General features: G+C 64.1%; 26 protein-coding genes. 11 read left to right on the forward strand and 15 right to left on the reverse strand.

Annotated features, from left to right (window positions below):
- Nucleotides 1-43: 43 nt before the first annotated feature.
- Nucleotides 44-469 carry an aldehyde-activating protein gene (locus tag FJW10_RS05510; protein ID WP_140898982.1) on the forward strand — a complete coding sequence of 142 codons (426 nt, stop codon included), beginning with the start codon at nucleotides 44-46 and terminating at the stop codon, nucleotides 467-469.
- Between the two features lie 55 nt (nucleotides 470-524).
- Here the strand turns inward: FJW10_RS05510 and FJW10_RS05515 are convergent, their stop codons facing one another.
- A complete protein-coding gene (locus FJW10_RS05515) occupies nucleotides 525-1,028 on the reverse strand; it encodes a glycosyltransferase (protein ID WP_140898984.1) in 504 nt (167 codons plus the stop codon).
- Between the two features lie 149 nt (nucleotides 1,029-1,177).
- On the opposite strand from FJW10_RS05515, the gene FJW10_RS05520 reads away from it, so the two are divergent.
- Complete coding sequence (locus tag FJW10_RS05520; RefSeq protein WP_140835293.1) at nucleotides 1,178-2,332, forward strand: PA0069 family radical SAM protein; 1,155 nt, start codon at nucleotides 1,178-1,180, stop codon at nucleotides 2,330-2,332.
- A 194-nt stretch (nucleotides 2,333-2,526) separates the two neighbouring features.
- Entirely contained in the window at nucleotides 2,527-3,222 is a 696-nt protein-coding gene (locus FJW10_RS05525) for a ribonuclease HII (RefSeq protein WP_140898986.1), read from the forward strand.
- Nucleotides 3,223-3,664: 442 nt separating this feature from the next.
- Here FJW10_RS05525 and FJW10_RS05530 read toward each other — a convergent pair whose 3' ends face one another.
- The 6 genes from FJW10_RS05530 to FJW10_RS05555 form a co-directional block, all read right to left on the reverse strand.
- A complete protein-coding gene (locus tag FJW10_RS05530) occupies nucleotides 3,665-4,156 on the reverse strand; it encodes a F0F1 ATP synthase subunit B (protein WP_140898988.1) in 492 nt (163 codons plus the stop codon).
- Nucleotides 4,157-4,167: 11 nt separating this feature from the next.
- On the reverse strand, nucleotides 4,168-4,749 hold the full coding sequence (locus FJW10_RS05535) for a F0F1 ATP synthase subunit B (protein ID WP_140898990.1): 582 nt from the start codon (nucleotides 4,747-4,749) through the stop codon (nucleotides 4,168-4,170).
- A gap of 61 nt (nucleotides 4,750-4,810) precedes the next feature.
- The gene (locus FJW10_RS05540) at nucleotides 4,811-5,035 is read right to left on the reverse strand and encodes a F0F1 ATP synthase subunit C (protein WP_027164582.1); all 225 of its coding nucleotides are present in this window, start codon (nucleotides 5,033-5,035) and stop codon (nucleotides 4,811-4,813) included.
- Between the two features lie 75 nt (nucleotides 5,036-5,110).
- The gene (locus FJW10_RS05545) at nucleotides 5,111-5,872 is read right to left on the reverse strand and encodes a F0F1 ATP synthase subunit A (RefSeq protein ID WP_140898992.1); all 762 of its coding nucleotides are present in this window, start codon (nucleotides 5,870-5,872) and stop codon (nucleotides 5,111-5,113) included.
- A gap of 66 nt (nucleotides 5,873-5,938) precedes the next feature.
- The gene (locus FJW10_RS05550) at nucleotides 5,939-6,331 is read right to left on the reverse strand and encodes an AtpZ/AtpI family protein (RefSeq protein ID WP_140835288.1); all 393 of its coding nucleotides are present in this window, start codon (nucleotides 6,329-6,331) and stop codon (nucleotides 5,939-5,941) included.
- 267 nt (nucleotides 6,332-6,598) lie between these two features.
- A complete protein-coding gene (locus FJW10_RS05555) occupies nucleotides 6,599-7,780 on the reverse strand; it encodes a cell wall hydrolase (RefSeq protein WP_140898994.1) in 1,182 nt (393 codons plus the stop codon).
- Nucleotides 7,781-7,869: 89 nt separating this feature from the next.
- Here FJW10_RS05555 and FJW10_RS30715 point away from each other — a divergent pair, with 89 nt between their 5' ends.
- On the forward strand, nucleotides 7,870-8,037 hold the full coding sequence (locus tag FJW10_RS30715) for a hypothetical protein (RefSeq protein WP_246674118.1): 168 nt from the start codon (nucleotides 7,870-7,872) through the stop codon (nucleotides 8,035-8,037).
- 95 nt (nucleotides 8,038-8,132) lie between these two features.
- Nucleotides 8,133-8,258, forward strand: a complete 126-nt coding sequence (locus FJW10_RS30940; RefSeq protein ID WP_281405112.1) for a hypothetical protein — start codon at nucleotides 8,133-8,135, stop codon at nucleotides 8,256-8,258.
- Between the two features lie 152 nt (nucleotides 8,259-8,410).
- Here FJW10_RS30940 and der read toward each other — a convergent pair whose 3' ends face one another.
- Nucleotides 8,411-9,841, reverse strand: a complete 1,431-nt coding sequence (gene der, locus FJW10_RS05565) for a ribosome biogenesis GTPase Der (protein WP_140898996.1) — start codon at nucleotides 9,839-9,841, stop codon at nucleotides 8,411-8,413.
- Between the two features lie 6 nt (nucleotides 9,842-9,847).
- On the reverse strand, nucleotides 9,848-10,513 hold the full coding sequence (locus FJW10_RS05570) for a tetratricopeptide repeat protein (protein ID WP_140898998.1): 666 nt from the start codon (nucleotides 10,511-10,513) through the stop codon (nucleotides 9,848-9,850).
- 202 nt (nucleotides 10,514-10,715) lie between these two features.
- Between FJW10_RS05570 and FJW10_RS05575 the strand changes: the two genes are divergently transcribed.
- The gene (locus tag FJW10_RS05575; RefSeq protein WP_140899000.1) at nucleotides 10,716-11,726 is read left to right on the forward strand and encodes a polysaccharide deacetylase family protein; all 1,011 of its coding nucleotides are present in this window, start codon (nucleotides 10,716-10,718) and stop codon (nucleotides 11,724-11,726) included.
- Nucleotides 11,727-11,774: 48 nt separating this feature from the next.
- Here FJW10_RS05575 and sbmA read toward each other — a convergent pair whose 3' ends face one another.
- The 3 genes from sbmA to FJW10_RS05590 all read right to left on the reverse strand — a co-directional run bounded on the left by sbmA (nucleotide 11,775) and on the right by FJW10_RS05590 (nucleotide 14,598).
- Nucleotides 11,775-13,034, reverse strand: coding sequence for a peptide antibiotic transporter SbmA (gene sbmA / locus FJW10_RS05580; RefSeq protein WP_140899002.1), 1,260 nt, complete (start codon nucleotides 13,032-13,034; stop codon nucleotides 11,775-11,777).
- 123 nt (nucleotides 13,035-13,157) lie between these two features.
- Complete coding sequence (locus FJW10_RS05585) at nucleotides 13,158-14,315, reverse strand: YbfB/YjiJ family MFS transporter (protein ID WP_246674119.1); 1,158 nt, start codon at nucleotides 14,313-14,315, stop codon at nucleotides 13,158-13,160.
- An 82-nt stretch (nucleotides 14,316-14,397) separates the two neighbouring features.
- Nucleotides 14,398-14,598 carry a hypothetical protein gene (locus FJW10_RS05590; RefSeq protein WP_140899004.1) on the reverse strand — a complete coding sequence of 67 codons (201 nt, stop codon included), beginning with the start codon at nucleotides 14,596-14,598 and terminating at the stop codon, nucleotides 14,398-14,400.
- Between the two features lie 97 nt (nucleotides 14,599-14,695).
- Between FJW10_RS05590 and FJW10_RS05595 the strand changes: the two genes are divergently transcribed.
- From FJW10_RS05595 to FJW10_RS05605, 3 genes are all read left to right on the forward strand, one after another.
- A complete protein-coding gene (locus FJW10_RS05595; RefSeq protein WP_140899006.1) occupies nucleotides 14,696-15,610 on the forward strand; it encodes a LysR substrate-binding domain-containing protein in 915 nt (304 codons plus the stop codon).
- A gap of 126 nt (nucleotides 15,611-15,736) precedes the next feature.
- The gene (locus FJW10_RS05600; protein ID WP_140899008.1) at nucleotides 15,737-16,993 is read left to right on the forward strand and encodes an aminopeptidase; all 1,257 of its coding nucleotides are present in this window, start codon (nucleotides 15,737-15,739) and stop codon (nucleotides 16,991-16,993) included.
- Nucleotides 16,994-17,018: 25 nt separating this feature from the next.
- The gene (locus FJW10_RS05605; protein WP_140899010.1) at nucleotides 17,019-17,375 is read left to right on the forward strand and encodes a DUF488 domain-containing protein; all 357 of its coding nucleotides are present in this window, start codon (nucleotides 17,019-17,021) and stop codon (nucleotides 17,373-17,375) included.
- Nucleotides 17,376-17,400: 25 nt separating this feature from the next.
- Here the strand turns inward: FJW10_RS05605 and FJW10_RS05610 are convergent, their stop codons facing one another.
- Complete coding sequence (locus FJW10_RS05610) at nucleotides 17,401-17,754, reverse strand: ArsC family reductase (protein ID WP_140899012.1); 354 nt, start codon at nucleotides 17,752-17,754, stop codon at nucleotides 17,401-17,403.
- 173 nt (nucleotides 17,755-17,927) lie between these two features.
- On the opposite strand from FJW10_RS05610, the gene FJW10_RS05615 reads away from it, so the two are divergent.
- Both FJW10_RS05615 and FJW10_RS05620 read left to right on the forward strand, forming a co-directional pair.
- Nucleotides 17,928-18,281 carry a metalloregulator ArsR/SmtB family transcription factor gene (locus tag FJW10_RS05615; protein WP_140899014.1) on the forward strand — a complete coding sequence of 118 codons (354 nt, stop codon included), beginning with the start codon at nucleotides 17,928-17,930 and terminating at the stop codon, nucleotides 18,279-18,281.
- A complete protein-coding gene (locus FJW10_RS05620; RefSeq protein ID WP_140899016.1) occupies nucleotides 18,278-18,757 on the forward strand; it encodes an SRPBCC family protein in 480 nt (159 codons plus the stop codon). Before FJW10_RS05615 ends, FJW10_RS05620 begins: the two co-directional genes overlap by 4 nt.
- A 95-nt stretch (nucleotides 18,758-18,852) precedes the next feature.
- Here the strand turns inward: FJW10_RS05620 and FJW10_RS05625 are convergent, their stop codons facing one another.
- Both FJW10_RS05625 and FJW10_RS05630 read right to left on the reverse strand, forming a co-directional pair.
- On the reverse strand, nucleotides 18,853-19,206 hold the full coding sequence (locus tag FJW10_RS05625; protein WP_140835276.1) for a nuclear transport factor 2 family protein: 354 nt from the start codon (nucleotides 19,204-19,206) through the stop codon (nucleotides 18,853-18,855).
- A gap of 124 nt (nucleotides 19,207-19,330) precedes the next feature.
- Entirely contained in the window at nucleotides 19,331-19,969 is a 639-nt protein-coding gene (locus tag FJW10_RS05630; protein WP_140899018.1) for a 2'-5' RNA ligase family protein, read from the reverse strand.
- Between the last annotated feature and the right edge of the window lie 18 nt (nucleotides 19,970-19,987).

Here is a 19,987-nt window from a genome sequence, read left to right on the forward strand (position 1 = left end):
GACCGGCAAAGTACCTTGTGCTGCGAACAAGGGACAATCTGCCATGGCCGTTCACAGCGGCGGATGCCATTGCGGCAACATCCGCCTGAGCTTCTCCACCGCGCTCGATCCGGCCGGACTGGAAATTCGCGCCTGCCAGTGCTCGTTCTGCACCCGGCATGGCTCGCGCGCGGCCGCCGATCCGAACGGACGCCTGAGCATCTCAGTCGAAGACAAGGCACGGCTGCAGGTCTACCGCTTCGGCCTGCGCACCGCCGACTATCTCGTCTGCCGCGAGTGCGGCGTCTATGTCGCGGCAATCGCCGGAGACGGTGACGACGCCACGGCGGTCGTCATTGTCAACGCGCTTGACGATCACGAGTTGTTCTCCCGCCAGCCGGTCGCCGTTCGGTTCGATGCCGAAACGCGCGAGCAGCGTGTCGCCAGGCGCCGCAGGGCCTGGATGCCCGTCGAAATCAGAGGGACCTGACTGGGCAGGGACAGCGCTTCTTCCTTCTCCCACAAGGGCAGAAGGGGAGCCTGCATCACTTCGGCGGAGCCACCCAGATTTCGGCGTTCAGCCTTCTGGCGGCAAGGCCGCGCGCCAGGGCCTCGGCCCCTCGCGCGCTCTTTGCCAGGGCCGAGGCCTGACGCTTGCTGATGACAAGACCCTCGGCCAGCGCGCGGTTGCCCGAAAAGACGCGGGCCAGGAAAGGCGCGCGGTCGGCCCGGGCACGTGAAAACCGCGCCGGCATGGTTTGCTTCGCCGCGTGCGCCACCACCTCGTCGATCCATCCCTCGGCAAGCCGCGCGCCGGGTTCCAGAAAAAGCAGCCAATCGCCCTTGGCCTGGCCGATGCCGGCGCCGATGCCGCCGGTCACATAATGGCAGCCGGCATGTTCGGCCACCCGATGCGTCTGGTCGGTCGAGCCCTGATCGCAGACGATCACGTCGCGCACCACGCCCTCGACCGCGCCGCCGACCAGCGACGCCAGCGTACGGGCAAGACCCTCTTCGTCGTTGCGGGTTTCGATGAGAACGCTGAGCATTCTTAGCCGAATAGCGGAAAGCCGCGACTTGCGCCAGTTACGGCTTTTCGCCGAAAAAGTTCTTGCTTTGTTCTGCCCGGTAAAATAGGAATAGTTTCATGAACAGAGCGATTCGACAGCCTGCCGACAGTCCCTGGGAGAGGGCGAAAATGGAACAGATCGTGCGCGCCGACATTGCTGCTTTCGGAGCAGGAAGGGCCGAGATGGCGAACGCGATGATCGAACAGAGCGGCATGCGCGTGCGGCCTGACCGCAATCGCGGCCGCTCGGCCGGCATCAACCCGTCCGGCCGGTTCGAGCCGGTCAGCCGTCATGTGTTCGACGACGGCTGGAACTCGCTGGAGGAACTGCCGCCGTTCAAGACGGAAGTACAGGTCGAGAAGCCGCGCACGATCATCACCCGCAACGAGTCGCCGGACATCTCCTTCGACCGTTCGATCAACCCCTATCGCGGCTGCGAGCATGGCTGCGTCTACTGCTTCGCCAGGCCGACGCATGCCTTCATGGGCCTGTCGCCGGGGCTCGATTTCGAATCGAAGCTGTTCGCCAAGCCGGATGCCGCGCGCATGCTGGACAGGGAATTGTCGAAACCGGGCTACCAGCCGCGCACGATCGCCATCGGCACCAACACCGATCCCTACCAGCCGATCGAGAAGCAATACCGCATCATGCGCGAGATCCTGGAAGTGCTGGAGGCGCGCGGCCATCCGGTCGGCATCGTCACCAAGTCGGCGCTGGTGACGCGCGACATCGACATCCTGTCGCGCATGGCCGAGCGCGGCCTCGCAAAGGTGGCGCTGTCGGTGACGACGATGGACCGCATGCTGGCGAGAACCATGGAGCCCCGCGCGTCGACGCCGACGAAACGGCTGGAGGCGATCAGGCAGCTTTCGGATGCCGGCATTCCGGCATCGGTGATGGTGGCGCCGATCATCCCCGGCCTCACCGATCCGGAGATGGAACGCATCCTCGATTCGGCCAGAGCCGCCGGTGCAAGGGAAGCGGGATACGTCATCCTGCGCCTGCCGCTCGAAGTGGCGCCGATCTTCAAGGATTGGCTGCTGCGCCACTATCCTGACCGCTACCGGCATGTGATGTCGCTTATCCGCTCGATGCGCGACGGCAAGGACTACGATTCCGAATGGGGCAAGCGCATGAAGGGCGCCGGTCCCTATGCCTGGCAGATCGGCAGGCGCTTCGAGATCGCCGCCAAGCGGCTCGGCCTCAATGTCGAGCGGCGGCAGCTCCGCACCGACCAATTCGTCGCAGGCTCCGGCGCCAGCGAGCAGTTGATGCTGCTTTGACACCTGCGCCGGCCGTGACGGTCGGCGCTAAGCAATTCCAGGCAAAGCGATTTCCCGTCCGGAATTGTCGTCCTTTCAAGAATCCCGTCCGGCCACTGTCCCCCGGCCGCGAGACGGTGCCTTCCCGGTCCGACGCCCCATCCGACCCGGAAGGACTTGCGGAGAATCGGAGCCGATGCGAACCTCGCCGCACCATGGCTCGCGCGCGTTCCGATTCTCCGCTTCTCTTTGAAATGGTCGAGGAGCCCGACTTCTCGATCGAGACGAAGGCGATGGCCGACGGGCTTTGGCCTGTCGCCGGCATGGACGAGGCAGGCCGCGGTCCTCTCGCCGGACCGGTGGTGGCCGCCGCGGTGGTGCTCAACCCCGCGAATATCCCGGAAGGCCTCGACGATTCCAAGCGCCTCACCCATTTGCAGCGCGAGGCGCTGTTCCTCAAGATTCTGGGCTCGGCGCTCAGCGTCTCGATGGCCTCGATCAGCGCCGAAGGCATCGATAGCAGCAACATCCTGAAAGCCAGCCTCGAAGCGATGCGCCGCGCCGCCGCCGGCCTGTCGTTGCAGCCGAAGCTCGCTTTGGCCGATGGCCGCGACATTCCGCCAGGTCTCGCCTGCGAGGGCCGGGCGCTCATCAAGGGCGACCAGCGCTCGCAATCGATCGCCGCCGCCTCGATCGTCGCCAAGGTTATGCGCGACCGCATGATGTGCGGCTGCGGCGGCCATCACGAGCACTACGGCTTCGAAGTGCATATGGGTTATGCGACGGTCAGGCATCGGACCGCGATCGAAGCGCATGGACCGGTGGCGAGATTGCACCGCGCGTCGTTCGCGCCGTTCCGGTTGGGTGGCGCGGAGGTGGTTGAGGAAGAGAGCTTGGCCGGGCTGGAGTAGTTAGCCAATCTCCCTCAATGTGGTTACGGCTTGCAGACATCCTCTGTCACTGGCGTGACTGATCGGCCCAGGCTTGATTGCCAGGTGGTTCCCCGTCGCTGCTTCGCAGCGCCACCTTTCCCCCCTCCGGAGGAAAGGAAGGGCGCCTTGCTGGACGACCGTTAACCGCAAAAAGCTTAGCGCCTTTCCTCTACCCCGTCGATCGGGGGAGAGGTGGGTCGGCGAAGCCGAGACGGAGTTGGGGGTCGACCAGCGCTACATTAAACAATGCATGCGCCAAGCTGCCATGCACGCTATCGCCAAAGACCAGTTGCTCGGAAATGTGTGCATAGCGTAGCCCCTTGTGGGAGATTAGCAGCTTCGGCGCCACGCTCCCTTTCAAACAACAAAAAAGCCGCCGGGTTGACCAGGCGGCCTTTGACTTCGAAACTTCGATACAAGCTCAGTTCAGCTTGGCCTTGACGTCATCCAGCGCCGACTTGAACAGGTCCGCGCCTGCCTTGACGTCGACCTTGGCGGCGAGCAGCGCGCGGGCGGCCTCGACGGCGATGTCGACGGCGCTGGCGCGCACTTCGCTGACGGCCTCGCGCTCGGCCTGGCTGATCTTCTGCTCGGCAAGCGCGGTACGCCGGGCGACATAGTCCTCGGTCTTCTTGGCCGCTTCGGAAGCAAGCAGCTCAGCCTCGCGCTTGGCGGCGGCGACGATGTCGGCAGCCTCCTTCTCGGCTTCCTTGCGCTTCTGCTGATACTGACCGAGCAGTTGCTGGGCCTCTTCACGAAGCTTGCGCGCTTCCTCGAGCTCAGCGCCGATCTTGGCAGCGCGGGCGTCGAGCGACTTGGTCAGCATGCCCGGCACCTTCAGATAGATGACGGCGCCGAGGAAGATGATCAGGGCGATGGTGGCCCAGAGCGTGGCAAGTGATGTGGCGTCCATGATCCCGCTCCTCACCGACTCGCGGATTTGACCGCGGCCGCGATCTCGGACTTGTCGGCCTTGCCGCCGACAAGCGCCTCGACGATGGCCGACGTGGTGTCCTCGGCGATCGTGCCGACTTCCTTCATCGCCTTGGCCTTGATCGAGGCGATGCTCGCCTCGGCCTCGCCAAGTTTCTTCTCAAGCTCGGCCTCGAGCTTCTTGCGTGTGCCCTCGGCTTGCGCCTTGGCGGCATCGTTTGCCTGCTGGCCGATCTTGTTGGCGTTGACCTTGGCTTCCGCCAGTTCCTGCTCATAGGCGGCAACGGCGGCGTCCGCCTCGCCCTTCAGCCTTGCGGCATGGTCGATATCCTGGGTGATGCGGTCGCTGCGGACATCGATGATGCCGCCAAGGCGCGGCATCACCACCCGCTTCAGGAACAGGTAGAAGAGCCCGAAAGTGATGACCAGCCACAGAATCTGCGACGGGAAGGTCTTGGCGTCGAATGGCGGGAACGCTTCATGCTCCGCGGCCGGCACGGCAGTGCCCGCATGCGTATCGCCCTCGGCCGCGGCCGGCGCTGTTTCTTGCGCGTAGGCAGATGTCACGAACATCTCATTCCCCTGTCCATGGAACGGGGCCGCACCATGCGGCCCCTTTCGTCAGCTCTGGCTCTTACTTGAAGACCAGGAGCAGAGCGATCAGGAGCGAGAAGATGCCCAGAGCTTCGGTCACGGCGAAGCCGAAGATCAGGCGGCCGAACTGGCCGTCGGCTGCCGAGGGGTTGCGGAGCGCGCCCGAGAGATAGCTGCCGAAGATGTTGCCGAGGCCGATGCCGGCGCCGCCCATGCCGATGCAGGCGATACCAGCGCCGATAGCAGCTGCTGCAGTTGCGTCCATTTCAAAACTCCTGTGGTTTGCTTGTTCGTTGCAGTTGATACGTTGGGTATGCTGGCGCCGGGGCGCCGGTAAAAATCAGTGGCTCGGGTGCAGGGCGTCGTTCAGATACATGCAGGTCAGCACCGCAAAGACGTAGGCCTGCAGGAAAGCGACAAGCAGTTCGAGAGCGGTCAGCGCGACGGCCATGGCTAAAGGCAGGACCGAACCGGCGATGCCGACGGCGCCAAACGCGCTCAGGCTGACGACGAAGCCCGAGAACACTTTCAGCGTGATGTGGCCGGCCAGCATGTTGGCGAAAAGACGAACCGAGAGGCTGACAGGGCGAGAGACGAAGGAAATGACTTCGATCGCCACCACCAGCGGCAGAAGAAGGCCTGGCACGCCCTGCGGAACGAACAGCTTGAGGAAACCGAAACCGTGCTTGGCGAAGCCGTAGACGACGACCGTGCCGATGACCAGGATCGCCAGCGTGAAGGTGACGATGATGTGGCTGGTGACGGTAAAGAAATAGGGGAACAGGCCGATCAGATTGGCGACCAGCACGAACATGAACAGCGAAAACACCAGCGGGAAGAACTGCATGCCCTGCTTGCCGGCGGCGTCGCGCAGCATGTTGCCGACGAATTCGTAGGCCATTTCGGACATCGACTGCAGCCGGCCCGGAATGAGCGCGCGGCTGGCCGTGCTCATGTAGAGAAAGGCCGACGCCAGCACGATCGTCACGACCATGAACAGGGAAGAGTTGGTGAAAGAGACGTCGTAGCCGCCGATATGCAGCGGGATGATCGGATGGATCTGGAACTGGTGGATCGGATCGACCTTGTCAGCAGCAGCCACTTTTAATCCCCGTCAAAGCCACAACCGGCTTTTTAAGTTCACTTCAGCGCCCTGCGGCGCCCCACTTCATTCTTTCGGCTCGCGCGGCTTGCCGCCCTGGCCGAATTCGGATGCCAGTCCCGCCGAGCGCAGGACATTGAGTATACCAGCGCCAAAGCCCAGCAACAGGCCGACGATCAGACCCCAGGGCGCTGTTCCCGCCAGACGGTCGATGATCCAGCCCAAGCCGACACCGACCACCACTCCGGCGATGAACTCGCTGGACAGCTTCAGCGCCTGACCGTAACCGGTCGCAGCTCTCGCTTCGTCTTTCCCCTCGAACCGGTCCGTGCGTCTCGTCGCAAGCGATGCTTCAAGATCGCGCCGGCGGCGCTCAAGTTCGTCGTCGCGGATGGTGGCTTCTGGCTGCCTGCCGCGGCCGGTTTCTCCGGTTCCGTCTGGCCCGGTTTTGTCGGCCATCGCAACCCCCCTGCCCGGGCAGACGATTGCCGTCCGTCCGCTTCTAAAGTCGCCGGCAACATAGTTAGAGGGTCCGCCCCCGTCAAGCCACGGATCGAACTTCCAAGCGATGTATTTTTGGCAGTTAAATCAACGGTTTATCGAGGTGCGACATCGTGCCCTTCACGGCCGCGTGAGGACTTGGTGCGAATCCGCGCAACAAGGCGCGTCCGCCGAGGCATTGCCGGGCGTCGAAGGAAGGATGGCCGGGGCGGTGATTTAAGCGGCTCAGCTCCAGCCGCCGCCATAGGTGCGGTAGAAGATATGCAGGCCGATCCTGGTCATCTTGTGCATGGCTCGCGCCCAGCCCGGATGGACGTAATTGGCGTAGTAATGCGTCGATGAGCCGACCTCGGGAATGAAGATCTTGCCGGCGGTCACCGCCATGGCGACCTCCTGGGCGGTCTTGTAGGAAGCCTGGTCGGTGATGGTCTTCTTCCTGCCGTCGCAGGCGAAGGAGAACTGGCAGCGGTTGAACCAGTCGTCGTTCTGATAGACGACGCCGCAGATCGTCTTGGGGTAGGCGGGGTTGCGGACGCGGTTGAGGATCACCTGCGCGACCGCCGCCTGGCCGCGCACGGGCTCGCTGCGCGCTTCGAAATAGATGCCCTTGGCGAGGCACGCCTGTTCCGGCTGGGAGAAGACGCTTGCCGGCAGCGGGTTCTGGATCCACGAATGGTCGCCCTTACCCATCGGCGGGATGAAGCGGCCATCGTTCGGATCGTCCTGCAGCAGCGCCTCGAAGGGCGAGGCCTTGGCATAGTCGGGCGCGGACTGGGCATAGGCGGTGGCGAGGATATCCGGCTTGTCGTTGTTGACGAGGGCGACAAGTGCCGCCGGCAGCGACGGATCCGGCTTCTTGTCCTCGCGAAGATGGAAGGCCTGAGCGATCTGGACTTCCTTGCCCGCGATGCCCGGCTTGGCGAAGGTGAGCTTCAGCCCGCTGTCCATGCTGGGGCGAAGCAGCGAAGAGGTGCGCTCGAAGATCGAGCCGGCGCTGAAGTTCTTGGGCGGCGCGACCGGCGCCACCTTGACCAGGCGACCCTTCTTGTCGGCGCGTATGACGCGGTCTTCGTCGGGCGTGGCGCCGGCGACATTGCCCTTGCCGCGAAAGGCCACCGTGCCGACGCCCGGCAGGTCGACGCCGGAACCGGAAAGCGAGCCGGTGGTGAGGGAATCGACAAACGGCATTTCGGCGGCATGCACCGAGCCGGCGGCGGATTTCTCGATATAGGCGTTCCAGCGGGTGTTGGACGATTCCAGACCGGAGATCAGGCTTGCCATATCCTGATAGGCGACGGCCGACGGAAAGCCGATCCAAATGCCGAGCCCGAGCACCAGAGGAGGAAGAAAGGAACGTTTTTTCGCAACGGCGGCGGCGGCAAGCCGCAATGAAACGCGTCGATGCACGGAACTCTCCAGAACGCTACTGACCCCGGAGAGTCAAAATGAAGCATTAACCTTGATGCGGGGTTAACGACATCGATCGTGTTCTTTTCATGTTTGAGGAAAGCCGGCTTGCCGTTTCCGCGGCAACCCGGCTGCCCTACAGCCGGCATGTCGCCGACGTGCAGGCGCGCTGGATCGGTCCGGCAAAGCCGATCGAGACCGGTCCGCGCAAGGGCGAGCCGCTGCCGCTGGTGGTGTTCGAGGCGCCGTGCCTCTAGCGCACCGTGGCGACCGAAACGCTCGACCGCGCCGGCATGCCCTGGCGCATGGCCTTCTCGAGCCCCAGCCTGGGCGGCGGCGGGGGCTTGACCTGATGATCCGCACCGAAATCGGCCTGCCGATGATGGCGCTGCATCTCCACCAGAAGGACGCCGATCTCGACCCGCTGGCGGCGCGGCTAGCGGAGATATTGCTGCAGGGCGATGGAGACGTTGCCTGAGGGGGCGCGAACCCGTGATGGGTTGCGAGAGGTCGCTTAAGGTCTTGGCCGACCCCTTTCGACTTCGTCATTCTAGGGCGGAGCAAGGAGCGAAGCGCCGCGCGTAGACCCGAGGATGACGAGGGATCAGCGTCGGCGCTTTTCCCCAGAAGTCACCGCTTCTTCGCTCTGCCCGCAAACGGATTGTCCGAGGTGCGCAGCGCCATGCGGATCGGCACGCCCGGCATGTCGAAGGCCTCGCGCAGGCTGTTGGTCAGATAGCGGACGTAGGATTGCGGCATCGCGTCCGGGCGCGAACAGGAGACGACGAAGCCCGGCGGGCGGGTCTTGGCCTGGGTGACATATTTGATCTTCAGGCGGCGGCCGGCGACGGCGGGCGGCGGGTGATGGGCGAGGATGCCTTCCAGCCAGCGGTTGAGCTTGCCGGTCGAGACGCGGCTGTTCCACACCTTATGCGTCTTGATGACGCTTTCCATCAGCTTGTCGAGGCCGCGCCCGGTCTCGGCCGAGACCGTCACCGCCTGGATGCCGCGCGCCTGCGGCAAGAGCCGCTCGGTCTTTTCGCGCAACTCGGCCAGCAATTCCTGCGGATTGTCGATCAGGTCCCATTTGTTGAAGGCGATCACCGGCGCCCTGCCCTCGCGGGTGATCAGGTCCGCGATCTGCAGGTCCTGCTTCTCGAAGGGAATCGTGGCGTCGAGGACGATGATGACGATCTCGGCAAAACGGATGGCGCGCAAGCCGTCCTGCACCGAGAGCACTTCCAGCTTTTCATGGATCCTGGACTTGCGGCGCATGCCGGCGGTGTCGAACAGCTTTATACGGCGGCCGCGCCAGTCCCAGTCGACCGAGATCGAATCGCGCGTGATGCCGGCCTCCGGGCCGGTCAGCAGCCGCTCCTCGCCGATCAGCGCATTGATCAGCGTCGACTTGCCGGCGTTCGGGCGGCCGACGACGGCGATGCGCAGCGGCTTGGTGTCGTCATAGGATGCCTCAGCGTCCGGGTCGGCGATATCCTCGCCGATCAGCACTTCGCTCGCGGCGATCTCGTCGCTGCCGTCTTCCTCGTCCTCGCCGAAGGCGCGCTCCTCGCCAAGCGCGGCAATCACCGCGTCGCGCAGGTCGGGCATGCCCTGGCCGTGCTCGGCCGAAACCGGGATCGGTTCGCCGAGGCCGAGTTCCCAAGCCTCCAGCATGCCCCCTTGAGCGCCGCGCGCCTCGGCCTTGTTGGCGACGAGCACGACCGGCTTGCCCGATTTGCGCACGACATCGGCGAAGGTGCGGTCGTCGGGCAACAGGCCGGACTTGGCATCGATGGTGAAGAAGATGAGGTCGGCCTCGCGGATGGCGATCTCGGTCTGCTGACGCATGCGGCCGGGCAGCGTCGAGGCGGCGGCATCCTCGAAGCCGGCGGTATCGATGACGTCGAAGTGAAGGTCGTAGAGCTTGGCGGCGTGGACGCGGCGGTCGCGCGTGACGCCCGGCGTGTCGTCGACAAGCGCCAGCTTCTTTCCGACCAGCCGATTGAAAAGAGTCGATTTGCCGACGTTAGGCCGGCCGATGATGGCGACTTTGAAGCCCATCCAGGATCACGACGCGTTGCCCGACCCGCGGATCAGCTCGGACATCAGCTGCGCCCGCTGGCGCACATTGCGCGGGGCGGCTTCATCCGAAGAGATCTGGTCGAACAGTTTGAGCGCGTCCGCCGACTTGCCGTCCTTCCAGGCGGCAAGGCCAAGCGCCTCGCGCGCCGAGTGGCGCAGCGGATTGGTGTCGGCGGTCAGCGCCTCGATGCGGCTGGAGACATCGGCGTAGGAACCATGGTCGACGAGCAGCAGCGCCGCCCTCAGCCGCGCGATGTCGCGGATGCCGGCCGGAATGGCGTTGTCGGCGGCGACCTCGTCGAAATCCTTGACCGCGCCGTCGACGTCGCCCTTGTCGGCCTTGACGGTCGCGGCGCGCATGCGGGCGAGCAGCGGATAGGCGCCGTAGCCGTCCTTCTCCAACTGGTCGAGCGCAGCGATCGCCTCGTCGTCCTTGCCATCATTGGCGAGCTTGAGGGCCTGCGAAAAGGCGTCGCCCGAGCGGTTGGCGCGGGTTTCGTCCCAGTAACGGTAGCCAACGACCGCGGCGGTCCCCAGCACGATCAGGATGGCGATGCCGAGAATGGCCGGGCCAAAACGGTCCCATAGTTTCTGCGCCTGCTCGCGACGAATCTCTTCGTTGACCTCGCGGATAAAACTGTCGTCCGACATCAATCAAAACCATTGCTGCCCCGGAAGGGGGCGCCTCTTGAGCCCGCGTTTTAGCGAAATTTTGTCGGCATGGAAGGGGGCGGACCGGAAAATCGGCGCGGAGCCCTCCGGTGCCCGCGGCGCCTGCCCGAACGCAACCGCGCCACATTTGCGCGATAGCCGGCTTCCGATCATCCGGAGACGTTCCCGCCAGAGGTTGCCAATGCTTCGTTTGTACCGCGTCCTTGCATTCAGTCTCGCCCCGCTCGCCTGGAGCAATGCAGCCTTCGCCGATCCGCCGAAATCGCCGGCCGCTTCGCCGGCCGGACCCAAGCAGGTCGTGCTGATCTCGTTCGACGCCGCGCGCGATATCTCGCAGTGGCAACGCAGCCGGGCGCTGGCAAAGCGCACGGGCGCGCATTTCACCTATTTCCTGTCCTGCGTGTTCCTGCTCTCGCCGGAGACGCGCCAGGACTATGCCGGCCCCGGCAAGGCACCCGGCAAATCCAATGTCGGCTTCGGCGCGTCGAAACAGGACGTGGCCGACCGGCTGGAGCAGGTCCGGCTGGCCGCGGCCGAGGGCCACGACATCGGCAGCCATGCCTGCGGCCATTTCGACGGCAAGGCGTGGAGCAAGGCGGACTGGCTGACCGAATTCGCCTCCGTCCGGCGCATCTTCGAGAACGCCTATGCGATCAACGGCATCCAGGAGCCGGCCGACTGGCACGATTTCGCGCATCATGCGCTGGTCGGGTTCCGCGCGCCCTATCTCTCGACCGGCAAGGCGCTTTACGAAGCCCTGCCCGAGGCCGGCTTCCAGTATGACGCCAGCGGCGTCTCGAAAGGCCCGACCGTTCCGCCGACCCTGAATGGCACAACCCGTTTTGCCCTGCCGCTTATCCCGGAAGGACCGAAGGCGAAGCCGGTGGTCGCCATGGATTACAATCTCTATGTCCGCCACTCGGACGGCACCGAGAAGCCGGCCATGGCGGACGCATTCACCGAGCGAGCCTACCAGGCGTTCCACGCCGCTTTCGAGGCACAGTACAACGGCAAGCGCCTGCCGCTGGAGCTCGGCTTCCACTTCACGCTGATGAACGACGGCGCCTACTGGAACGCGCTGGAACGCTTCGCCGGGGAGGTCTGCGTGATGCAGCAAGTCGAGTGCGTCAGTTTCCGCGACTATGTCGCGCGCCAGCGCGCCGGCCAGGCACAGGCGACTGCGGGCGGCTGAGCCGCCCGCAGGATCGCTTGCCTTTAGGCTCTCCCGGGCTGCTCCAGATCAGGCCGGGTCCTCAGCGCCCTGCCGAGCCAGATAGCGCCGGTCGATATCTGGCAGCGGCTCGCCTTGGAGCGTCGCCTCGAAGGCGCGCAGGCGCTTATGGACCGACTGCAGTTCGACGATGGTCGACCAGGAATTCAGCAGGAACTGGAGCGAATTCGTCACCTTGCCGAAGGCATTCGAAATCTGGTTGAGCGCGCCGAAGGTGATCTTATGGGCGACCAGCGATGGGCCGAGGATCAGCAGCGAGAAGATGTTGTCCGCCTGCAGGTACGTGTACCGGACGACGTTGAAATAGATGTAGTGGAAATAGAGCCTGAAGTAGTTGCGGCGCACATTGGTGAACAGCTCCGCCGTCGTCGCTGGCTGCGCCCGATCGGAATGATCCTCACCGTAGACAAGTTCCTTGCGGTAAGCCGCCTCGACGCGCTGATTGCGGAACTGGAGGCCCGGCAGCTTGATGCCTGCGAGCATTACCGAGGCCGTGCCGAACAGGCACCAGCCCAGAGCCGCAACGACCAGAGGCTGCGGCACCGCGCCGATGATCGGCAGCTCGGTGATGTGCGCCTGAAGCTGGATCATCACCGGCAGGAAGGCGATCAAGGTCATGATCGACTGGACGAAGCTGGAGCCCAGGTCCTCCATGATCTGCGAGAAACGCATCGTGTCCTCCTGGATACGCTGCGAAGCGCCCTCGATATGGCGCAGCCGGCTCCAGTTGGCGACGAAGTAATTGTTCATCGCGGTTCGCCAGCGGAATATCCAATGGCTGACGATGAAAGCGTTGATCACCTGCACGTTCATGCCGACCAGCGCCAGCCAGGAGAAGTCGGCCAATCCCTTGTAGAATTCCGTGTCGGTCGAGGCTGTCGTTCCCGACATCAAGCCCTGAACGTAGTCGAAGAAAGGACCATACCAGTTGTTGACCGCGACGGAGACCTGCACGTTGAAATAGATGAAGAACAGGATGACGGCGGTCATAAGGATCGACCAGTTCTGCCACGGATGCGGCGCATACCAGCTCCAGAACGCATAGAAGATCACCACGCAGGCCGCGAAGTAGACGTAGAACCACAGGAAGGGCTTCGACCACAGCACCGCGATACCGATGATGGGCGGCGCGCCGGCCGCAGCGGGAGGGAAGCCTAAGACGGCTCCCAGTTGCTCGCCGCCGAAAAACCAGAACAGAATCGCCGCAAGGCTCCAGACGGCGGCCGAGGTGAAGAAGAGCTTCGGCTGCGGGAAAAAAGATACGAACACTGTGGCGGGTTTCCTCGGTCTGACCGCAAATCAGCGGCGTTGCTGTTCGGCGGGCATAAGGTCACACATTAGGGGGAAAGAAAATGCCCGTGCCCGATGCCCGGCTTCGAACAAGGCCGCAAATCATGGCGATTTTGGCGCAGCCGACCAGGCAATGACGCCGGAGAGCAGCAAGGCGGCCGCCGCCATGATCGAGGCAAGCACGTAATTGCCCGATGCTTGAGCAAGCAGGCCGGCGGCGATCGGGCCGACGATCTGGCCAAGGCCGAAGGCTGCCGTCATCACCGCGAAGATGCGGCGCGGCGCCCGCGGCGCGAGCTGCCTGCCCATCTGTATGCCCAGCGCCGTGAGGGCGATGAAGGTGCCGCCGAGCAGGACGCCGGCAATCAGCGGCCCGGCGGCGCCCTTGACGACGACGCTGGCGGTGACGCCGACCACCTCGACCAGGCAGCTCGCGGCATAAGCGGCATAGAGCCCGATCCGGCCGGCGAGCTTCTGCCACGCCCAAGTCGAGGGAAAGCCGGCAAGTCCGGCGACCATCCAGACGGTGGCCTCGAAGACGCGCCCGCCGCCGCCCTGGCGCACGATGGCGACCAGGAAGGTGGCCGTCACCACATAGCCGAAGCCGAACAGCCCGTAGGCGACGATCATCTTCACCAGGGACCCGTCTTTCGGCAGCCCCGGCTCGCGCCCGTCGGTGACATTGGCTGGCGTGGTCGAGCCGGCGAGCAACATGACGACGAGCAGGCCGACCGCCGAAAGCGCTCCGGACCAGAGCCAGCCGGCCGCCCAGCCCGCATGTTCGGAGACGAGGATCGCCAGCAGCGCCGAGGACGTGGCTATGCCGAGGCCGACGCCGCCGAAATGCAGCGCCTGCAAATCGCCGCGGCCGGCCTCAGCCAGATGGCTGAAGACGATCGAGGCCATGAACACCATGACGAACGCGCTGGCGAGGCCGGCGAGGAAGCGGATGACGAGGAAGGCCGCCATGGTCTCATTGAGCCCCATGAGGGCCGCTAGCGCGGCGCTGGCGGCGAGGCCGGCGAACATCAGCATGCGCTCGCGGTCATGCGCCCAGCCGCCGGCCGCGGCGAGCGCGCCGATGAGGTAGCCGAGATAATTGGCGGAAGCGATCCAGCCGGCATCGGCCGGCGTCAGGTGCAGTCCCTCCATCATGCCGGGCAGGATCGGCGTGTAGACGAAGCGGCCGATGCCTTGGGCGACGGCGAGCGCAACCATGCCGGCAAGGGCAAGACGCAGTGGAGATGGCGAGGCGTTCATTGCGGCGCACAATAAGAATGCGCGTCCGCGAAACAATGTGCTTGCGTTGGGCCAGCGCTGCCTGCAACCGGGCCGAACGGCGTCAGAAACAGGTCGTTCCCGCGGTCTCGTATGCGGTGCGGCGGGCGGTCAGCCGGAACGGCATGTCGCCGAGCTCGCGCTCCGACATGGTGTCGAGCACCGGATGGGACAGCGGATCGGTGATCCAGCGAGCGATTTCACTGTCGTCAGACGGCCTCGCCTCGGCGCCGGAAAGCCCTTTCAGCAAGGATAAAATCTTCATGGGGCCGCCTCATGCTTCAAAGCTGTTCCAGGTAAATTCTGGCGTTTCTCATCGGGTTTCAATTGAGATTTCGGTTCGTTCACTTTAGAAAAACTGAATGGCTATGCTCAATCGCGTCCATCTCAACGGCCTGCGCGCCGTGGAAACCGTCGCCCGGCTGGGCTCGCTGGCGGCAGCGGCCACGGAGCTGAACGTCTCGGTCAGCGCCGTGAGCCAACAGATCAAACGCACCGAGAAGCAGTTGGGGCAGGCGCTGTTCGAACGGACACCGGGCGGGCTCGTGCCGACCGAATTCGGCGCCGCCTTCACGGTGCGGCTCAGCGCCGGGTTCCGCGAGCTTGCGCAAGCGGTGGCGCTGGCCGACGAGGCCAACGAGTGCACGCTGGTCGTCTCGGTGGCGCCGGTCTTCGCCTCGAAATGGCTGCTGCCCCGGCTGTCGCGGCATTTCTCCCGACACCCGAATGTGCTGTTGCGCATCGACGCCTCGGCCAGGGTCGCCGATCTCGACCGCTCGGACATCGATATCGCCATCCGGCTTGGCGACGGCAAATGGCCGGGCGACCGCGCCGAGCTCCTGCTTGCCCAGGAAGTGTTTCCGGTCTGCTCGCCATCGATCGCGGCCAGACTGAAGTCGATCGGCGATCTGGCGCAGACCTGCGCCATCACCGACGAGCGGGCGATGTTCAGCTGGGACGGCTGGTTCGAGGCGGCCGGCGTCGAGCCGGTCACCTTCCAGAAGGGAGCGCGTTTCACCGATCCGATGCTGTGCCTGGAATCGGCGATCGCCGGCCATGGCGTGATGCTTGCCTGGCAGTTGCTCACAGCCGACGCGCTGGCCGACGGTCGGCTGGTCGCGCCCTTCGGCGTGCGGGCCGAGAGCGGGCTGGGCTACTGGCTGGTGACCTCGGCCACCAAGAGCGAAAGCCGCAAGGTGCGCGACTTCAAGGCCTGGATCCGCGAGGAGATCGAGGCGACCATGGCGCAGTTCCGGGCACTCGACAGCGCCGCATAACCGCTGCGCACTTTCGACAACGCGATCCGTCATGCTTGAGACCAGGCCCAGTCGATCGCGGTGGAAAGGTCAATCGCAGCGGTCTATGTAAGGATGAGAACCCCAACATAGCGGCAGGCAGGACTCATGACCACACATTCGCGCGGCGTTTCAGCAAGCATCGACCCGGTGAAGCTCGACAGGCTGGCGGAAGTCGCCATCAAGGTCGGGTTGCAGTTGCAGCCCGGCCAGGACCTGGTGCTGACCTCGTCGATCGCGGCGCTGCCGCTGGCCCGCCGCATCGTCGAGCACGCCTACAAGGCGGGCGCCGGGCTGGTGACGCCGATCTTCAACGACGATGAGATCACGCTGGCGCGTTTCCGCTATGGGGCGGATGCCGGTTTCGACCGCGCCGCCGGCTGGCTCTACGAAGGCATGGCGAAGGCCTTCTCGAACAACGCGGCGCGGCTGGCGGTGCGCGGCGAGGATCCGTCGCTGCTTTCTTCGCAGGATCCGGCCAAGGTGGCGCGCGCCAACAAGGCGAACTCAATGGCCTACCAGCCGGCGCTGGAAAAAATCACCGGCTTCGACATCAACTGGAACATCGTCGCCTATCCCGACCTTGCCTGGGCTCGCCAAGTATTTCCGGGCGAGGCGGACGACGTCGCGGTGGTCAAGCTCGCCGACGCCATCTTCTCGGCCTCGCGGGTCGACGTCGAGGACCCGATCGGCAACTGGAAGGCGCACAACGCCGCCTTGGCCGAGCGCACGAAGTGGCTGAACGGGCATAATTTCCACGCGCTGCATTTCACCGGTCCAGGCACCGACCTGACCGTCGGGCTGGCGGACGGCCATGAATGGATGGGCGGCGCCTCGACGGCGAAGAACGGCATCACCTGCAACCCGAACATCCCGACCGAGGAGGTCTTCACCACGCCGCATGCAAGGCGCGTCGAGGGCCACGTCTCCTCGACCAAGCCGCTCTCCTACCAGGGCACGCTGATCGACGAGATCTCGGTGCGCTTCGAAGGTGGGCGGATCGTCGAGGCCAAGGCTTCGAAGGGCGAGGACGTGCTGAAGAAAGTGCTCGACACCGACGAGGGCGCGCGGCGTCTCGGCGAGGTGGCGCTGGTGCCGCATTCCTCGCCGATCTCGAAAAGCGGGCTGTTGTTCTTCAACACGCTGTTCGACGAGAACGCCGCCTGCCACATCGCGCTCGGGCAGTGCTATTCGAAATGCTTCGTCGACGGCGCGTCGCTCAGCCAGGAGGAGATTGCGGCGCGCGGCGGCAACAAGAGTTTCATCCATATCGACTGGATGATCGGCTCGGACAAGATCGATATCGACGGCGTCGCCAAGGACGGCGGCCGCGTGCCGGTGATGCGCAAGGGCGAGTGGGCGTAACAGCTCTCCCGCCAACGGAGATAAGATGGCCTTCGACATAGCGGTGAAGCGCGTCTATGAGCCGCCGGCGAAAGCCGACGGCCAGCGGGTGCTGGTCGATCGCCTCTGGCCGCGCGGCATTGCCAAGAAGGACGCGGCGCTGACGCTGTGGCTGAAGGAGATCGCGCCGAGCGACGAGTTGCGCAAATGGTTCGGACACGAGCCGGAGCGCTGGCCCGAGTTTCAGAAGCGGTACCGGGCCGAACTTGATGGGAATGGCGACGCGGTGACAGAGCTGCGTGCGCTACTCGGCAGGGGCAAGGTGACGCTGCTCTACGGTGCGCATGACGAGGCGCACAACAATGCCGTGGCGCTGGCGGGGTATTTGGAAGCCCATGCATAGTTATTGAGACGTCGAGTGGTCGAGCCTATTTCCTGCCAACCGCCTCCTCATAGACCTCCGGCTTGAACCCCACCAAAATCCGCTCCCCGACCTCCAGCACCGGGCGCTTGATCATCGTCGGCTTGGCGAGCATCAGCTTCTTCGCCTTCTTCTCGTCCAGCCCGGCCTTGTCCGCCTCCGGCAGCTCACGAAAAGTGGTGCTGCCCTTGTTGAGCAGTTTTTCCCAGCCGACCTTGCCGGCCCAGCCGCTCAATTTGTCGGCCTCGATCCCCTCTGCCCGGTAGTCATGAAAGCGATACGGCACGTCATGGCTCTCCAGCCAGACGCGCGCCTTCTTGATCGTGTCGCAGGTGGTGATGCCATACATGGTGATCGTCAAGGCGGGCCTCTGTCAGATGGATTTTCGAATCCGGCAGAAGCCTAGGCCGGACCTATGAGCTTTGCCAGCGCTTTGCGCCGGTGCGATTTCGGCCCTTGCCAATACTAAGGTTTTTTCCTAAGTATTTCCTGCAAAGATCACCTGACTGCCAGGCGGTCTCGGAAGGAACAGCTATGAGCCTGCGGACCGTCAGCCAGAGCCCGCCGCCCATCGACGGCATTTTTCGCGCGCTTGCCGATCCGACGCGCCGGGGTGTCGTGGAGCGGCTGAACAGAAGCCCGGCCTCGGTCAGCGAACTGGCGGAGCCGTTCGAGATGGCCCTGCCCTCCTTCGTCGAGCACCTCAAGGTGCTGGAGGGCTGCGGGCTGGTGCAGTCGCAAAAGACCGGCCGCGTCAGGACCTACAGCCTTTCGCCCGAGCCGCTGCAGCTTGCGGAAAACTGGCTTGCCGAACAGCGCGCGCTGTGGGAGCGCCGGCTCGACCAGTTCGATGCCTATGTGATGAACCTCAAGGAGAGTGAAAAGTGAGCTATCCGTTCAAGCCCGACCCGAAGCTGGACCTGGCGCTGGAGCGCTTCCTCGACGCGCCGCGCGAGTTGCTGTGGCGCGCCTGGACGTCGCCGGAGCATGTCAAGCAGTGGTTCACGCCGAAGCCGTGGGTCATCACCGACTGCGAGATCGATCTGAGGCCCGGCGGCTTGTTCCGCACGCGCATGCAGTCGCCCGACGGCAGGCAAGTCAGCGACCGTCATTGCTGCTATCTCGAGATCATGCCGAACGAACGGCTGGTGTGGACCGACGCCCTGCTGCCGGGCTACCGGCCGTCCGGCGAGCCCTTCATCACCGCCGTCATCGCGCTCACGCCCGAGGGCAAAGGCACGCGCTACACCGCCACCGCCATCCACCGCGACGAGGCGACGCGGAACAGCCACGAGGAGATGGGTTTCTTCGACGGCTGGGGCACGGTGGCCGACCAACTGGCTCAGTATGTGAAGACGATTTGAGATGCTGGCATGGCGACCGGAAGATCAGCCCGGTCGCCATCTCTGATTTCAAGTTTACGCGGCGAAAGAAGCGAGACGCCTCAGGGCGATCGGCCTCAATAGTAAAAACGCTCTTCGCTGATCTTGCCGTCCTTGACCGTGTAGAGGCCGACCTCGTCCATTTTGACGCGTTCGCCGGTAGATTTGGGCGTAATGTCGAAGCTGAAGCGCAAGGCGAACTGGTCACCATTGACATAGGGACCCTCGACCGAGCCACCATGAACCTCATGGTTCGCTTCCCACCACTCGCCCTTCTGCTTGACGGCTTCCTTGCCGTTGCACACGGCCATCGGGCCTTCCATGGCTTCGTAGCTGACGATGTCGTCGGCATTGTACTTTGCGGCAGCGCTGTGGCTGTCGCCCCGCTTGAGGAGTTCGGTGAAATCCTTGGCGATTTCGGCAGTGGTCATGATTTCCTCCCGGTTTGGATCAGACATCAAGTAGGAACCGATTGCGCGCCTACCACGTCTCAGTCGCTCCACAGGTGACAATTCCTGTCAGCATGGCGTTCACGATAAGGATGATTTGAGATGCTCACATGACAGCATGCGCGTCGTCCTGACAGTTCAATTGCCAGATACCGGGGAATTCGTACTTCCCGCCATGGCTGTGGATCAGCGCGAAACTTCGCACAGTCCATCTGACGGGCTCGACGAGCCGTTCTTGGATCCCTGGCACGCGGCCTCTGTCGCGAAGCAAGGTCACATGCGGCTCTAACCTATTGGTCACGAAATCCTGCAGCGGGCTGTCGTGCACGATCGCCGAAAGTTTGCGCCAGAAGTGTTGTAGCGCTGGGGAATGATCGCTGCTTCGAAGCACTAGCGCACCGCCACCAAAGGCAGACAAGCGGTCGAAGCAAACGTCGAAGGGTTTTGCCTGCATCAGGCCGCCGATGCGGCAGGCGGTATCGACAGCATCTTCGGATTTACCATCGCCAAGGCCAATGAATGTTATGTGCATCTGTTCGGCTGGCGTCAGCCACGCCCGGAGCAGCCGATACTCCCGACAGTAAATTTCGCCTTTACGTGCTAGCAGGTCATTGGTGGGCTTTTCGACCAGAGCTCCATAAAACAGATGCGGTCCATTCGCCCACCTCTGTTCTGGGATCGAATCGCCAAAGCTGAAAAAGGCTTGGCCCTTGTTGTCGATCCCATATCGCGGTTCTCCACTCATGGCTGATCCTTTCGGATA

This window comes from Mesorhizobium sp. B4-1-1 (assembly GCF_006439375.1).
In the GTDB taxonomy this organism is placed as follows: Bacteria; Pseudomonadota; Alphaproteobacteria; order Rhizobiales; family Rhizobiaceae; genus Mesorhizobium.

What these genes read in the sequence shown, in the direction of transcription:
- FJW10_RS05510 (WP_140898982.1), top strand. Translation starts at nt 44, where the DNA reads ATGGCCGTTCACAGCGGCGGATGCCATTGCGGCAACATCCGCCTGAGC.
- FJW10_RS05515 (WP_140898984.1), bottom strand. Translation starts at nt 1,028, where the DNA reads ATGCTCAGCGTTCTCATCGAAACCCGCAACGACGAAGAGGGTCTTGCC.
- FJW10_RS05520 (WP_140835293.1), top strand. Translation starts at nt 1,178, where the DNA reads ATGGAACAGATCGTGCGCGCCGACATTGCTGCTTTCGGAGCAGGAAGG.
- FJW10_RS05525 (WP_140898986.1), top strand. Translation starts at nt 2,527, where the DNA reads ATGGCTCGCGCGCGTTCCGATTCTCCGCTTCTCTTTGAAATGGTCGAG.
- FJW10_RS05530 (WP_140898988.1), bottom strand. Translation starts at nt 4,156, where the DNA reads ATGGACGCCACATCACTTGCCACGCTCTGGGCCACCATCGCCCTGATC.
- FJW10_RS05535 (WP_140898990.1), bottom strand. Translation starts at nt 4,749, where the DNA reads ATGTTCGTGACATCTGCCTACGCGCAAGAAACAGCGCCGGCCGCGGCC.
- FJW10_RS05540 (WP_027164582.1), bottom strand. Translation starts at nt 5,035, where the DNA reads ATGGACGCAACTGCAGCAGCTGCTATCGGCGCTGGTATCGCCTGCATC.
- FJW10_RS05550 (WP_140835288.1), bottom strand. Translation starts at nt 6,331, where the DNA reads ATGGCCGACAAAACCGGGCCAGACGGAACCGGAGAAACCGGCCGCGGC.
- FJW10_RS30715 (WP_246674118.1), top strand. Translation starts at nt 7,870, where the DNA reads ATGTTTGAGGAAAGCCGGCTTGCCGTTTCCGCGGCAACCCGGCTGCCC.
- FJW10_RS30940 (WP_281405112.1), top strand. Translation starts at nt 8,133, where the DNA reads ATGATCCGCACCGAAATCGGCCTGCCGATGATGGCGCTGCATCTCCAC.
- der (WP_140898996.1), bottom strand. Translation starts at nt 9,841, where the DNA reads ATGGGCTTCAAAGTCGCCATCATCGGCCGGCCTAACGTCGGCAAATCG.
- FJW10_RS05570 (WP_140898998.1), bottom strand. Translation starts at nt 10,513, where the DNA reads ATGTCGGACGACAGTTTTATCCGCGAGGTCAACGAAGAGATTCGTCGC.
- FJW10_RS05575 (WP_140899000.1), top strand. Translation starts at nt 10,716, where the DNA reads ATGCTTCGTTTGTACCGCGTCCTTGCATTCAGTCTCGCCCCGCTCGCC.
- FJW10_RS05585 (WP_246674119.1), bottom strand. Translation starts at nt 14,315, where the DNA reads ATGAACGCCTCGCCATCTCCACTGCGTCTTGCCCTTGCCGGCATGGTT.
- FJW10_RS05590 (WP_140899004.1), bottom strand. Translation starts at nt 14,598, where the DNA reads ATGAAGATTTTATCCTTGCTGAAAGGGCTTTCCGGCGCCGAGGCGAGG.
- FJW10_RS05595 (WP_140899006.1), top strand. Translation starts at nt 14,696, where the DNA reads ATGGCTATGCTCAATCGCGTCCATCTCAACGGCCTGCGCGCCGTGGAA.
- FJW10_RS05600 (WP_140899008.1), top strand. Translation starts at nt 15,737, where the DNA reads ATGACCACACATTCGCGCGGCGTTTCAGCAAGCATCGACCCGGTGAAG.
- FJW10_RS05605 (WP_140899010.1), top strand. Translation starts at nt 17,019, where the DNA reads ATGGCCTTCGACATAGCGGTGAAGCGCGTCTATGAGCCGCCGGCGAAA.
- FJW10_RS05615 (WP_140899014.1), top strand. Translation starts at nt 17,928, where the DNA reads ATGAGCCTGCGGACCGTCAGCCAGAGCCCGCCGCCCATCGACGGCATT.
- FJW10_RS05625 (WP_140835276.1), bottom strand. Translation starts at nt 19,206, where the DNA reads ATGACCACTGCCGAAATCGCCAAGGATTTCACCGAACTCCTCAAGCGG.
- FJW10_RS05630 (WP_140899018.1), bottom strand. Translation starts at nt 19,969, where the DNA reads ATGAGTGGAGAACCGCGATATGGGATCGACAACAAGGGCCAAGCCTTT.